This window comes from Galbibacter sp. (genome assembly GCF_048266365.1).
Lineage (GTDB): Bacteria > Bacteroidota > Bacteroidia > Flavobacteriales > Flavobacteriaceae > Galbibacter.
Genome location: NZ_JBLWZP010000006.1, coordinates 129978 through 143307, shown reverse-complemented (window position 1 = coordinate 143307; position 13330 = coordinate 129978). Strand labels below are relative to the sequence as shown.

Sequence of the window (13330 nt, the reverse complement as noted above, 5' to 3'; positions counted from 1 at the left end):
ATTTTTTGATTAAATCTATCGTTTTACCCTCCCTGTTGAATCTCCTTGCATAAGGTCAATTACCTCAGAGGCTGTTACTAAGTTAGCATCCCCGTAAATGGTGTGTTTCAAACAAGAAGCTGCTACGGCAAACTCCAAGGCCTTCTGATTCTCAAAGTGATTGAGACCGTAGATTAAAGCCCCCATAAAGCTATCACCCGCACCTATACGATCCACAATATCAGTGATGTCGTAAGATTTAGATTTTAAGAGTTCACCATCGTTGTATAGCACAGCACTCCATTTGTTGTGTAATGCACTGATGTTATCACGATGGGTAATAATTATTTTTTCAGCGATTGGAAAACGGGCTTTTAATTTATCACAAAGCGATTTGTTTAATTCATCTGCAGTGTCTCCGTCGGCGTGAATATCAAAGTATTTCCGTGAAGCGTAGTCCCCGGCAAGTATGATATGACATTTGGATACCATAGCTTCCATAACCTCACCCGCAGACTTTCCATAATTCCAAAGGTTTGCTCTATAGTTGAAATCCGTAGATATGGTTAAGCCCATTTTATAAGCGACCTCTATGGCTTCAAGACACACATCGGCCGCTCCCTGAGACACACCAGCCGTTATTCCGGACCAATGAAACCAAGAGGCTTCCTTAAATACGTCCTCCCAATTGATCATGCCTGGCTTTATCTGGGAAAAACTTGAATGAGCCCGATCGTATATGATTTTACTACCTCGAACAGAGGCTCCTTTTTCTAAAAAGTAAAGACCAAGACGTTCTCCAGCCTTAGGGATGAATTGTGTGCCGATATTAAACTTACGCATTTGCATTATCGCCGCCATTCCTAAGTCATTATCTGGCAATACGGTGACCATTTCACAATCCATTCCAAAATTTGCCGCCGAGGTAAGCACATTGAGTTCACTACCTCCATAATCAGCATTAAATGCATTGGATTGCGAGATTCGAAGGTGATCTGTTGTGGAAAACCGAAGTAATATTTCACCTAAAGCAATGACTTTTTTCATAGGATTTTTAGCGTATAATGTTATTTAAAATTAAAGTATTCCTTGGCGTTATTGTATGAGATATCTTGAATGATTTGACCGATCCACGGCATATCGTTAGGCAGTTCTCCTTGCTCGATTTCTTGGCCGAACAAGTTGCACAGGATTCTTCTAAAATACTCATGCCTTGGAAAGGACAAAAAGCTTCTTGAATCCGTTAGCATACCCACAAAACAACTGATAAGACCCATGTTTGAAAGGGCGTTCATTTGTTTAGTCATTCCGTCTTTTTGGTCTAAAAACCACCACCCTGATCCAAACTGTACTTTTCCTTTGACTGAACCATCATTAAAATTACCGATCATGGAAGCCATGACTTCGTTGTCCGAAGGGTTGAGGTTGTAGATGATCGTTTTTGTCAATTGATCTTCTAGATCTAGGCTATTTAAAAACTTAGAAAGGTTTTCTGCTTGTGGATAATCCGAAATTGAATCCCAGCCTGTATCAGGTCCTAACTCCGCTAGCATTCTGCTATTGTTGTTACGCAAGGCGCCGAGGTGAAACTGCTGCACCCAACCCAGGGCATGATATTCTTGAGATAGGTACCTCAGTATAGCAGTTTCATATTTCAAGATTTCTTCTGTACTTATGTTTTGATTCTCAAGACGTTTATTGAATATTTTGGTGACTTCCGCTTCGTTATATGTGGTAAAGGGAATGGAATTTAATCCATGGTCAGAAACCCTGCATCCGTTTTCGTGAAAATATTTAATGCGTTGGAGTAGGGCATATTTGAAATCGCGATAGCTATTTATTGCAATTCCGGAAGACGCTTCTACTGCTCGGACGTAGTTCACAAATCCTGCTTGACCAATCATAATAGCTTTGTCAGGTCGGAAAGAAGTACTAATATGGGTGTCAAAATCAGATTTTGCCGATGCTTGGTGGTGTTCTAAAGTATCCGTAGGATCTTCAGTGGTACAAACCACTTTGACATTCATCTTTTTCAGGATTCCCTGAGTACTGTATTCCTTAGTATTGATCCTTTCGGAGGCCTGATGGTAAATTTCCGCAGCCGTTTTAGGACTTAGTAATTGGTCAATATTAAAATATCTCGCAAGTTCCAGTTGTGTCCAATGATACAATGGGTTTCTTAGTGTATAAGGTACGGTTTGTGCCCATTTCTCAAACTTCTCTTGATCACTTGCTCCACCGGTAATGTATTTTTCTTGGATTCCAAGAGTTCGCATGGCTCTCCATTTATAGTGATCTCCATAAATCCAAGCCTGAGTGAGGTTTTCAAAAACCTTATTCTCTGCAATTTCTTTGGGTGATAGATGGCAATGATAATCAATGATTGGCATTTTGCTCGCATAGTTGTGATACAACTCCTGTGCAAATTTGTTGCTCAATAAGAAATTCTCATGTATAAAGGCATTGTTTTTCATTAATTTTCGTTTAAAGGTTTCCCAATAGTAGCAAGGATACCACCATCAACATAAATGACTTGGCCATTGACAAATTGACTTGCCTGTGAGGCTAAAAACACAGCTGTACCTGCAAGATCCTCTGGATCTCCCCAACGTGCCGCTGGTGTACGGTTAATGATAAATTCATTAAATGGATTTCCATCGACCCGTATTGGTGCGGTTTGGGCGGTGGCAAAATAACCGGGGCCAATACCATTGACTTGAATATTGTATTTAGCCCATTCTGTGGCGAGGTTTTGTGTAAGCATTTTTAAACCTCCTTTTGCGGCAGCATAAGCTGACACACTGTTTCTTCCGAGTTCACTCATCATCGAACATATGTTGATGATCTTTCCTCCACCTCTTTCAATCATATCTTTCACAACGAGTTGAGACATGATAAAGGCACCCACCAAATCCACATCGATAACTCTTCTAAAGTCAGCAACTTTCATGTCGATGGCAAGTTCACGTTTTATGATACCGGCATTATTTACCAGAATGTCAATAGAACCGTGGTCTGTGTTAATTTCTTTTACTTTTCTAGCAGCTTCTTCCTCATCTGTAATATCAAAGATATAGCCCGAGGCGGTATATCCTTTACTGTGGTAATGTGCAATAGCCTTTTCAAGCTTCTCGGGTGTTGTACTGCTGATTATCAGTTCAGCTCCTGCTTCAGCCAGTCCTTCAGCCATAGCCATTCCTAACCCATGGGTGCCACCGGTGACCAGTGCGCGTTTGCCTTTTAAATCAAATAGTTTCATTTTCAATTTTTATTTTAATTCATTTGGAGCAACGCCATCCATATCTCCATAATCTAAATTTTCTCCAGCCATACCCCATATAAAGGAATAACTTGCAGTTCCTGAACCTGAGTGAATTGACCACTCCGGAGAAAGAACCGCTTGATGGTTTTGCATAAAAATGTGTCTGGTATGTTGTGGCTCACCCATAAAATGGCAAACAGTTTGACCTTCTTCAAGATCAAAATAGAAATAAGCCTCCATTCTTCTGTTATGCGTATGAGCAGGCATCGTATTCCATACATTACCTGGTTGCAGCTCGGTAAGTCCCATTTGTAACTGACAGGTCTCTACGATACTATTTACAATCAATTTATTAAGAATTCTCTTATTGGCGTATTTGTCTTCGCCGAGATTTATAATTTCAGCATCTTCTCGGCCTATTTTTTTCGTTGTGAATCTATGATGTGCCGGAGCAGAGTTGACATAAAATAAAGCTTGCTCCTTGCCCTTGGATTCAAACACAACCTCCTTGGATTCTTTTGCAATATAGAGCGCTTCTTTTTTGTTGAGTTCAAAAACTTCTCCATCCACAGTTACCTGACCAAGTCCACCGACATTAATAACGCCTAATTCTCGTCTCGCTAAAAAATAGGGAGATTTTAAGTGGTCAAAGGTTTCTAATTTAAGAGCTTTATTTACGGGCATTATTCCTCCGACAATGTAGCGATCGTACATGGAGTAGGTGAGGTTAATTTGATCAGCACTGAAAATTGGGTCAAGCAGAAAGTGTGATCTTAATTCATCTGTTCCGTAACTTCTCGCATCCACGGGATGACTTGCGTATCTAAAGTCTATGTTCATCATAATAATTTGTTTTATGTAATCGATTACACAAATATAAATTAATTTTTCAAATATTGGTAATAATCAAAAAAAACTTCTTATATAATTTGTAATTCATACTTTTTTTAATAAAAAAGAGCTACTTTAGTTATTTATTTCCCTTTTCACGGTTTGGAGTATTCCAAATTCTAAGCCTCTTAGTTCAGCCAAACCCCTAAGTCTTCCAATGGCCGAATAACCCGGATTTGTTTGCTTGTTTAAGTCATCTAGCATTTTATGGCCGTGGTCAGGTCGGATAGGAATATTAACATCTTTGCGACCGTTTTGCTTTCTTTTGAATTGTTCTTCAATAAGTGCAGAAACTACGCCGTACATATCCACATTGCCCTCAAGGTGGTTGGCCTCATAGAAATTACCTGAAGCATCCCTTTGGGTACTTCTTAAGTGAGCGAAATGAATACGACTTCCAAGTTTCTTGACTATTTCGACAAGATCATTATCGGCTCGTACCCCAAAGGAGCCTGTACAAAAAGTTAGTCCATTATTTGGACTCTCTACGGCTTGAAAGATTTCTAGGACATCTTCCAAAGTACTCACTACCCTGGGCAATCCCAAAATAGGGTAGGGTGGATCATCTGGGTGAATACACATTAGAACACCTGCCTTTTCGGCCGCAGGGACACATTGTTGGAGGAAGAAGAATAAATTTGATTTTAATATTTTTGCATCTACATCCTTATAAGTTTCTAGTATTCCATTAAAAGCATCAAGAGTGTAGCCTTCTTCAGCACCAGGTAGTCCGGCTATAATATTATTTATGAGCTGCTGAATTTCTTGTTCACTAAGGCTGTCCAGATATGCTCTAGCTTGTTTTTTTTCTGTCTCGCTATACAACTCTTCTGCTCCGGGTCTTTTTAAAAGGTAGAGTTCAAAGGCTGCAAAGGCAGTTTTGTCAAAACGTAGTGCAGTAGAACCATCTTCAAGCTTGTAATCCAAATCAGTTCTTGTCCAATCCAAAACAGGCATGAAATTATAACATAGGATTGGGATCCCACAATGCCCCAAGTTTAGTATTGTTTGCTTATAATTCTCTATGTAATCCAGATAATTTCCACTTTGGGTTTTTATAGCTTCATGAACTGGTACGCTTTCTACAACTGACCAACTTAAGCCTTTTTGCTCAATGAGTTGCTTTCTCTTTTCAATTTCCTCAATTTCCCAAACTTCACCATTAGGAATGTGATGCAGGGCAGTGACTATACCTGTCGCACCGGCCTGTTTGATATCATCAAGGGAGACTGGGTCATTTGGGCCGTACCAGCGCCAGGTTTTTTCAAATTCTATCTTTTGTGTACTCATCTTTATTTTTTTAAACACCACTAAAGGCACTAAATCCACCATCAATTGGAATAATGACACCTGTGACAAAGCTTGCTTGGTCACTTACCAACCAATTCACCACGCCTTGAAGCTCTTCAGGCTTTCCAAATCGTTTCATAGGTGTTTGTTCAACAATGGTACTTCCTCTTTTGGTTAGACTGCCATCTGGGTTGAGTAGGAGTGCTCTGTTTTGCTCCCCAATAAAAAAACCAGGGGCAATGGCATTCACTCGTATTCCTTCTCCATACTTCAGTGCCATTTCAACGGCTAGCCATTTGGTGAAGTTATCTACTCCAGCCTTGCTAGCAGAATATCCTACGATTCGGGTGATGGCCTGTTGGGCGGACATGGAGGATATATTTAAGACACTACCTTTTCCTTGTTTCGCCATGGATTGTCCAAATATGAAGGTGGGTAGAAGGGTGCCTTTTAAATTTAACTGAGTGACTTTATCAAAATCTTCAAAGGATAAATCAAAAAAGGTATCCTCAGGAGAAATCGTAGCACCTTTTAGATTACCGCCGGCACCATTAACTAGAATATCTATTGTACCCCACTTCTCTAAAATGCTAGCCCTGGCATCTTCTAAACTGTTCTGATCTAATACATCAGCTACCAAGCCTATGGCTTTGCCACCGTTTTGTATAATTTTATCAACCGCTGCTGTTACTGTTTTTTCCGTCCGACCTAGAATCCCTATTTTTACGCCTTGGGCGGCTAAACCCATAGCAATAGCACCTCCTAAAACTCCATTTCCACCAGTTATAATTGCAACCTTATCTTTTAATGTTGTCATTTCTATTTCGTTTATTCTAAGAAATCTTCTCTTATAGGGTTAAAAACATCCAGTAGTATCCCAGCCTCCAAACAAAGCGCTCCATGGATCAGGTCGGGATTTACCAAAAAGGTATCACCCGACTCTAGTCGTTGTTTTTGACCGTCTATTGTAATTTCAAAAACCCCAGAGATCACATAAGAACTTTGTGTATGTGGATGCTGATGTAGTTCTCCAATAGCACCTTTGTCAAATTTAACTTTGACCATCATGATATTGTCGTTATATCCGGTGATTTGCCTGCTTATACCGTGGGATACCGGCTCCCATATATTTTTCTTTGCTATAAAAAAGCTTTCGCTTGTGTTAATCATTTTAATGGATTTTATAGGGTTGGTTCCCAGCCTTCTTCATAAGTTCTTCCCCAAAGTTTCATGGCTGCTGGATCTTGGAATCGACCCGTATTTTGGTCAATATTAAATCCTTTACCAATTCTGTAGGCGATGTTGGTGTAATGCACCAAAGCCATACTTATGTTTGCATCATCGATGGGTGCCTTTAATTTTTCTTTTCCTCGAATGGTTTCAAAGAAGTTAACCATGTGATCTGTAGAAATATCACCACCGCCACCTAGTGCTGTACCAGCCTCTGAAGTTGCAGAATTATATTCCTTAATTTTTTTCCCATTGCGGTCATAAACCACATACCTACCACGGTCGACAAATACGCTTCCCTCGGTACCGTAAATGATTGTTCCTCGACCAGCGCCGTAGGTTTGGTAGCCGTTTCTACTTTTTCCGTCCCACTGAATAACTTTCTTATCAGGGAATTTAAAAGTTGCTAACATGGAATCATACATCTCCCAACCATCTTCAGTAAAGTGGCGTTTTTCAGCCTCTACAGAGGCGTGTATCGGATAATGAACATCCAATGCCCAGCGAGCGATGTCTAATTCATGAGTGGCATTATTTCCAGCCTCTGCAGTCCCGTAATTCCACCCATACCAATGCCAGTTATAATCCCAGGTTTCAGAGGTGTATTCGCGATGAACCGCTGGTCCTTGCCATAATTCCCAATCTAATCCAGTAGGGATCGCTGCTTTTTGTTGCTTTTGCACTTCACCTCTTGAATTCGAGTAAAACGCAAGTGCCTTATAAGTCTTGCCGATAAGACCGTTGTGAATTTCGTTGATAATTTCTATGGTGTGTGGCGCAGAGCGCTGCTGATTTCCCATCTGAACCACCTTGTCGTATTTTTTTGCGGCTTCCACCAAGAGCTCATTTTCATTCATGTTGTGGCTTGAAGGTTTTTCAACATAGACATGTTTTCCTCCCTTAAGTGCCATAATTGAACCAGGGGTGTGCCAGTGGTCAGGTGTAGCATTAATCAGGATATCAACTTTCTTATCGTCAATGACTCTTCTGATATCGTTTTCTAAGGCTGGTTGGTAGTCGATAAGTTTAGAGACATTTGCCATAGCTCTAGTTCTTTGATGCTCCATAACATCACATAAATAACTGAGGCGAACGTTGCTTTGTTTACGAGCGATAGGCTCGTAATAAGCCCCAACACGTCTTCCTAGACCTGCGATGGCCACGTTCAAGCGATCATTAGCTCCTATGATATTCCTGTAGCTACTTGCGGGCATTGCCATGGCTGATCCACCAAGTGCTACTGCGGTACTGCCAAGAATGGTGTTTTTTATAAATTTTCTCCTGTTTGTCATGGTACGCTATTATTTTGAAGTTTTGATTTTAATATTTCTGAAAGACACTCTATTGCCGTGATCCTGAAGAAGGATGTTCCCCGTTTCTAAGACACCAAAACTTGGCCAGTCTTTATACTTGCTTTCTTCAACTAATTTTTTAAAGTCATCACTAAAGCGATCAAATTCTAGTACTTTCATGCCATTGAGCCAGTGCTGTACCTTACCGTCTTTAGAAACAATATATGCGGTATTCCAACTTCCGATAGGATTAGCCGGCTTTTTAGGATCTGCTTTGATGAGGTCGTATAATGAGGATAGTGTTCTGCTTCCTTCGTGATTACCCAACTTGGCATCTGGATGTCTAGCATCATCTAAAATCTGATACTCTAATCCAATCGCTGAACCAGAACCTTTGTTAAGGTTGGTATCCACATAGTACTTAATACCACTATTTGCACCTTCAGTGATTTTAAAATCTACTTTAAGTTCAAAATTTCCATAAGCCTGAGCGGTTACAATATCACCTCCGGCTGCGGATTCTTTACCATTACTTTCCATTACAGTGAGAATACCGTTTTCAATGACCCATCCTTTTTCCGGGAAACCTTCCAATTTCGCACCTCTCCATCCATTTGATGAAGTACCATCCCAAAGTAATTCCCAACCATCTTTTTGCTCACTAATAGTTAGCTTATTTTTGGTGGTTACTGGTGATAAGGGGCTTTTTCTAGAATATTTTTGAAGACTATCGGTGAGAATATTGATGTTCTTCCAGTGAATTTCAGTACCCTCTTTGGCATCTTTACCAATACTGTGTACCTGTAAGGCAATAAAACCAGAATGGGTCTTGTCATCGATAAGAAAGGACGCAGGAACGTTATTGATCCATGTTTTAATAGTGTCACCAACAGCTTCAATCCTATAATGATTCCATTCTCCTTGTTTGAATGCCTGTTGCGCTTCTTTGTTATCCGTTAGTGGGACAAGCCATCCACGACGCCCTTCATCGTAAATCCCTGCGCTCCATGCTCTGTCTGAAGGATCAATTTCTATTTGATACCCATGAACACGACCATTTTGATAGGTAGGGGAGCTATTGCTTCGAATTTGTATACCGGAATTCATGGTGGAATCCACTTTGTATTCCAATTCTAAAATAAAATCATCATACATTTTTTCGGTAGTCATAAAAGAATTGGGTGTATTGTGGACTGTTGAACCAATGACTGTTTGGTCTTCTACTCTGTACTTAGCCTGTCCACCTATTTGCGTCCACCCATTGAGGTCATTTCCGTTGAATAAAGGTACCCATGGAGTAGTATCTGTAGCGGTTTCACAGGACCAAAACAAGCTCATAGCGCAGATGCTGAGCGATAATAGTTTTAAGTTTTTCATGTAGTTTTCGTTTTATAAATTATTAGTAGGATAATATTGTTGTTAAAGTGTGTGCGCACACATTGTATTGTAATATTTTAGATTTACACTTTTAAACGATGTATACTTCAACTGTTTTCCAAAACTAGCTTTTGCTTTTTTAAATACATTGTAATTGATGTTAAAATATTAAAACAAAGGTGTTTAGGTTAGTCTATTAAGGTTCATTTGATTGATTTTTTGGTTAAAAGTTATACTGAAAATTATTGTTGTAATATTTTAAATTCTCTTGTGTGATAATGTCTAGAGGGAGGTACATATCCTCGGCCACCTCTTGGCCTAAAACCAAGTGCTTATAAAAGCTTGATAAAGCATAGTAGCCTTGATTCTCTGGTCTTTGTCCAATGAGGTAGCTAATAGTCCCTTTTTCTAAATACTTTATATTGTTATGGATAAGGTCATTACCAATCATTTTTAACTGCGAAAATTCAGAACTATTCTGATCAACACAAGCCGCTACACGGTGTATCATTGAACTAGGTACAAAGACTCCTGCGGTATTGTTTTCCGGATTGATAGCATTTAGAATAGCTTGTTCAATATTAGCTGTGCTAACGTGAATGTGAGATTCATTCAAGGATATTTGATCTATAAAATCGCTATTGGCAATATAATCCTTAAACCCTTCTATCCGTTGTTGAAGGGTATTGTTATAATTTTCATTATTTTTAATAGAAATGATTGAAATAGAGCCTTTTGAATTGATCTCAGCGCACAATAACCTGGCGGCTAACCTACCACTTTGAAATGCATCCTGGCCAATAAAGCTTAGGGGTTGACTGTTTTGAATCTTTGAATCTATAAGTACATAGGGCACCTTAGCTTCCTTTAGTTTCTTGCTCAGTTTTACAGCCTCGAAGTTAATCACAGGCGCTAATATCACCCCATCCGGTTCTTGGCTCAAGAGTTGTTCAGCTATGGTATTAAATGAAGTTGCAGAATTTTGGTCAAAATATAAAACCTCCAACTGAATCCCGAACTGACTGAGATTTATCGCAGCACTCTGCATGCCCTTAACCGGCATTTCCCAATACTGTCCTTCGCTGAATTGCGGGACTAAGGCGTAGATACGATACTGCTTATTTAAAGCCAATCCACGGGCATAGATATTAGGTGTGTAATTCACTTTTTTAATAATGTCAAGGATCTTTTTTTCCGTTTCTTTGGAAACTTTTCCCCTTTTGTGAATCACCCGATCTACAGTACCTAAGGATACATTGGCTAGTTTGGCTATTTCTTTAATTGTCAAGGTTTTGGTTTTGATTGTCAACCAAATATACAATTAAATTTTAAAAATAAGGTGCGTGCACGCTAATTTAACATTACGACACTTTCACAGTGATAATGGCGATTTTAGCGTTATTTGACTCCGTGCAGAAAAATATATAATCCGATCCTCCATCTTTGATTTTAAGCTGTAATCGGAGTTTATCAACGCTTTGTGGAAAGTTTCTAATACTGATATTGGCCTTTGTATAGCCTTTTAGTATTTTGATGCCTTGCTTGTTGTAAGGAATGATTTGTTTAATCAAGAAACGCCTTCCAGGGAAGTCAATAAGCTGGTCGCTAGTGTACAAGTGCGTGCTTGAGTGTAGTTTGTTGATATTGTAGTATTGTGATACCGTATCAAACCCGCCACTTTTTAAAATCGCGGCATTGGGTTCGTATAAATAGGTTAGTGGTGGTGTGTAGTTTGATATCGATTCAGATTCCATGAAATAATCAAACGAGAATTCCTCAGTGGTGTCCTCTTTAATGTTTACGGCCTTAATCAGCGTGTTTGACGTATCCTTAGTAAGTAGCAGTAGCATCTCTTTAACCTGATTATTAACAGCTACAATGTGAATTTCATTGATTTGATTTACATCTTGTATGGCCTTGCTAATGTCTACCAGTGGAGATACTTTAACAAGCACTTTGGAGGCTTTGCTTAGGAGATCAGTGTGTATTTCAGTGATATCCGGAGTACAGTCTCGTAGCAGGAACACCTTTTTTTTGGTTTGATCCCGTCTAGAGGGATCGAGATAGATGCAATCCACCTTATCCGAGGTGGCTAAAAACTCCATTCCATCTACAGCTTTACATATGATGTTGTCCTGTTTAAGGGTTTGGAAATTGTGAGCTGCAATTTGTGATAGTTCAGGATTGATTTCACAATGTATTACCTTGTTAAATACTTTTGCAAAGTAATAAGAGTCCACACCAAAGCCTCCGGTGAGATCTAAAAGAGTGTTTCCTTGAACTAAATTGCTTTTGTAAATGGCTGTTTTTTCAGATGATGTTTGCTCAATATTTAATTTACTAGGGTAGTAAATGTTTGGGGTATTGAACCAAGTGGGGAGCTTTTTTTTGGACTTTAATTTAGCCTGAATTTGTTCCACAACAATTTTGGTCTCCACGCCCTCAATTTTAGGGTGTTTTAACAAAAGTGACGAAATGTCAGTACTCAAATTTTTATTTATAAAGTCTTGTATTCCAGTGTTTAATATGTGTTTATTCAAAGTAATACTCTAGATATTTTTAAATTATTTATTTCGCTTAATTTAGATAAAAATCAATCTAATTTGACCTTAAAAGATCAAATATTGCTCTTAATATTTGGGATATGTCAGGCTGTCAAAAGCGCTGTTCTTATACTAAGGTAAAAACAGAACCTAGCCGTAAAAGTATGGAAAATTACCAAGCTAAATCTTTTGGTATAGGTTGGTGATTTCATAGAGTGCTATTGCGGTAGCTTGGGCGATATTCATACTGCTGTTTTTTCCAAACATTGTGATGTGATAGCTTTGGTCTACCAGATTTAAAAGCGCTTCACTAACACCGAAATTTTCGTTACCTAAAATAAGATAGGTTGGAAGATCAGTTTGTATACCTAACTCTTGGATGGGAATACTCGTATTTGTGATTTCTAAAGCGATACAGTTACACTTCAATGGAGTGTTCAGAAATGGCAACTCGTCATTGTTATCAATAAATTCAAACTGCACTCGCTTATGGGTAGATCTTGAAGTCTTTTCGATTCTTCGATTAAATTCAAATGCTGATCCCAAAAAATAGATTTTCTGTACGCCGAAGGCATCTGCTAATCGAAAAACTGAGCCAATATTAGCGGCACCGGTGAGTTGATCGCAAACTAAGACAATGGGGTGTTGTTTCGGTGTAAATGCTGTATTGTGGTGTTCTAACTGTTGATGTTCCATTGCTTAGTTTTTGAACACGTATGAAATGATGTTAGCTCCCATTTTTAGAGCTTTAAGACGAACTTCTTCAGGGTCGTTATGCACTTCTTCATTTTCCCAACCGTCACCTAAATCAGCTTCAAAGGTAAATAACAGCATAAGACGGTTGTTGTCAAAAACACCAAAGGCTTGAGGTCTTTTACCATCGTGTTCATGTATTTTTGGAAGTCCAGCTGGAAAGTCGAATGGTCCATGAAATATAGGGTGTGAGGATGGTAATTCTACCAGTTCTTTGTCAGGAAATATTTTAGGAAGTTCCTTTTTAAAATAGTCAAACATTCCATAGTTATCATCTACATGTAAAAAGCCACCAGATAATAAGTATTGCTGTAAATTCTTAGCCTGTTGTAGATTAAAGAATACGTTTCCGTGTCCCGTCATATGGATAAACGGGTATTGGAAAATGTCGCTGCTGCCAGGCTCTACTGTTGCGGGTTTAGCGTCTATAGTACTGCCTATCTCTTTATTACAAAAGGCAATAAGATTTGGAAGAGCTGTGGGGTTTGCGTACCAATCACCCCCTCCTTGGTATTTTAAGAGAGCGATCTGTTGACCGTACAGTTGTGCGCCAAAGAGTATAAAGAGGCTGAGTACAAATATATTCTTCATTGTTTTTGCAATAGGGGGCAAATTTAAACAAAAATTAAAAGGCATTTAGAAATTGATGTTGATCTCTTTTGTATCACTTCTATGGAGCAATATGAAGCGTATCGATGCTGAGACATTAATAC

General features: G+C 39.1%; 13 protein-coding genes. All 13 read right to left on the bottom strand.

The annotated features are described in order from the left end of the window. Nucleotides 1-15 precede the first annotated feature (15 nt). The 13 genes from ACN0TV_RS10810 to ACN0TV_RS10750 all read right to left on the bottom strand — a co-directional run bounded on the left by ACN0TV_RS10810 (nt 16) and on the right by ACN0TV_RS10750 (nt 13208). On the bottom strand, nt 16-1026 hold the full coding sequence (locus ACN0TV_RS10810; RefSeq protein ID WP_417362923.1) for a PfkB family carbohydrate kinase: 1011 nt from the start codon (nt 1024-1026) through the stop codon (nt 16-18). A 20-nt stretch (nt 1027-1046) separates the two neighbouring features. After that, entirely contained in the window at nt 1047-2453 is a 1407-nt protein-coding gene (uxaC, locus tag ACN0TV_RS10805; protein WP_417362922.1) for a glucuronate isomerase, read from the bottom strand. Then, complete coding sequence (locus ACN0TV_RS10800; RefSeq protein ID WP_417362921.1) at nt 2453-3238, bottom strand: gluconate 5-dehydrogenase; 786 nt, start codon at nt 3236-3238, stop codon at nt 2453-2455. The genes uxaC and ACN0TV_RS10800 overlap by 1 nt, the downstream gene beginning before the upstream one ends. A 9-nt stretch (nt 3239-3247) precedes the next feature. Further along, on the bottom strand, nt 3248-4084 hold the full coding sequence (kduI, locus tag ACN0TV_RS10795) for a 5-dehydro-4-deoxy-D-glucuronate isomerase (protein ID WP_417362920.1): 837 nt from the start codon (nt 4082-4084) through the stop codon (nt 3248-3250). Nucleotides 4085-4207: 123 nt separating this feature from the next. Beyond that, nucleotides 4208-5422 (bottom strand): mannonate dehydratase, encoded by a 1215-nt coding sequence (uxuA, locus tag ACN0TV_RS10790; protein ID WP_417362918.1) that lies wholly within the window; start codon nt 5420-5422, stop codon nt 4208-4210. 10 nt (nt 5423-5432) lie between these two features. Then, the gene (locus ACN0TV_RS10785) at nt 5433-6239 is read right to left on the bottom strand and encodes an SDR family oxidoreductase (RefSeq protein WP_417362916.1); all 807 of its coding nucleotides are present in this window, start codon (nt 6237-6239) and stop codon (nt 5433-5435) included. 11 nt (nt 6240-6250) lie between these two features. Beyond that, nucleotides 6251-6592: a cupin domain-containing protein gene (locus ACN0TV_RS10780; protein WP_417362914.1), complete on the bottom strand. Its 342-nt coding sequence runs from the start codon at nt 6590-6592 to the stop codon at nt 6251-6253. Nucleotides 6593-6603: 11 nt separating this feature from the next. Then, nucleotides 6604-7944: a Gfo/Idh/MocA family protein gene (locus ACN0TV_RS10775; RefSeq protein ID WP_417362912.1), complete on the bottom strand. Its 1341-nt coding sequence runs from the start codon at nt 7942-7944 to the stop codon at nt 6604-6606. A gap of 9 nt (nt 7945-7953) precedes the next feature. After that, nucleotides 7954-9321, bottom strand: a complete 1368-nt coding sequence (locus tag ACN0TV_RS10770) for a 3-keto-disaccharide hydrolase (protein WP_417362910.1) — start codon at nt 9319-9321, stop codon at nt 7954-7956. A gap of 223 nt (nt 9322-9544) precedes the next feature. After that, nucleotides 9545-10609: a substrate-binding domain-containing protein gene (locus ACN0TV_RS10765; protein ID WP_417362908.1), complete on the bottom strand. Its 1065-nt coding sequence runs from the start codon at nt 10607-10609 to the stop codon at nt 9545-9547. A gap of 73 nt (nt 10610-10682) precedes the next feature. After that, the gene (locus ACN0TV_RS10760; RefSeq protein WP_417362906.1) at nt 10683-11759 is read right to left on the bottom strand and encodes a class I SAM-dependent methyltransferase; all 1077 of its coding nucleotides are present in this window, start codon (nt 11757-11759) and stop codon (nt 10683-10685) included. Nucleotides 11760-12044: 285 nt separating this feature from the next. Beyond that, complete coding sequence (locus ACN0TV_RS10755; protein ID WP_417362904.1) at nt 12045-12560, bottom strand: TrmH family RNA methyltransferase; 516 nt, start codon at nt 12558-12560, stop codon at nt 12045-12047. Between the two features lie 3 nt (nt 12561-12563). Continuing rightward, nucleotides 12564-13208: a DUF4159 domain-containing protein gene (locus ACN0TV_RS10750; protein WP_417362903.1), complete on the bottom strand. Its 645-nt coding sequence runs from the start codon at nt 13206-13208 to the stop codon at nt 12564-12566. Nucleotides 13209-13330 lie beyond the last annotated feature (122 nt).

Excerpts from the sequence above, each read along its gene's own strand:
- ACN0TV_RS10810 (WP_417362923.1), bottom strand. The coding sequence starts at position 1,026 with ATGAAAAAAGTCATTGCTTTAGGTGAAATATTACTTCGGTTTTCCACA.
- uxaC (WP_417362922.1), bottom strand. The coding sequence starts at position 2,453 with ATGAAAAACAATGCCTTTATACATGAGAATTTCTTATTGAGCAACAAA.
- ACN0TV_RS10800 (WP_417362921.1), bottom strand. The coding sequence starts at position 3,238 with ATGAAACTATTTGATTTAAAAGGCAAACGCGCACTGGTCACCGGTGGC.
- kduI (WP_417362920.1), bottom strand. The coding sequence starts at position 4,084 with ATGATGAACATAGACTTTAGATACGCAAGTCATCCCGTGGATGCGAGA.
- uxuA (WP_417362918.1), bottom strand. The coding sequence starts at position 5,422 with ATGAGTACACAAAAGATAGAATTTGAAAAAACCTGGCGCTGGTACGGC.
- ACN0TV_RS10785 (WP_417362916.1), bottom strand. The coding sequence starts at position 6,239 with ATGACAACATTAAAAGATAAGGTTGCAATTATAACTGGTGGAAATGGA.
- ACN0TV_RS10780 (WP_417362914.1), bottom strand. The coding sequence starts at position 6,592 with ATGATTAACACAAGCGAAAGCTTTTTTATAGCAAAGAAAAATATATGG.
- ACN0TV_RS10775 (WP_417362912.1), bottom strand. The coding sequence starts at position 7,944 with ATGACAAACAGGAGAAAATTTATAAAAAACACCATTCTTGGCAGTACC.
- ACN0TV_RS10770 (WP_417362910.1), bottom strand. The coding sequence starts at position 9,321 with ATGAAAAACTTAAAACTATTATCGCTCAGCATCTGCGCTATGAGCTTG.
- ACN0TV_RS10755 (WP_417362904.1), bottom strand. The coding sequence starts at position 12,560 with ATGGAACATCAACAGTTAGAACACCACAATACAGCATTTACACCGAAA.
- ACN0TV_RS10750 (WP_417362903.1), bottom strand. The coding sequence starts at position 13,208 with ATGAAGAATATATTTGTACTCAGCCTCTTTATACTCTTTGGCGCACAA.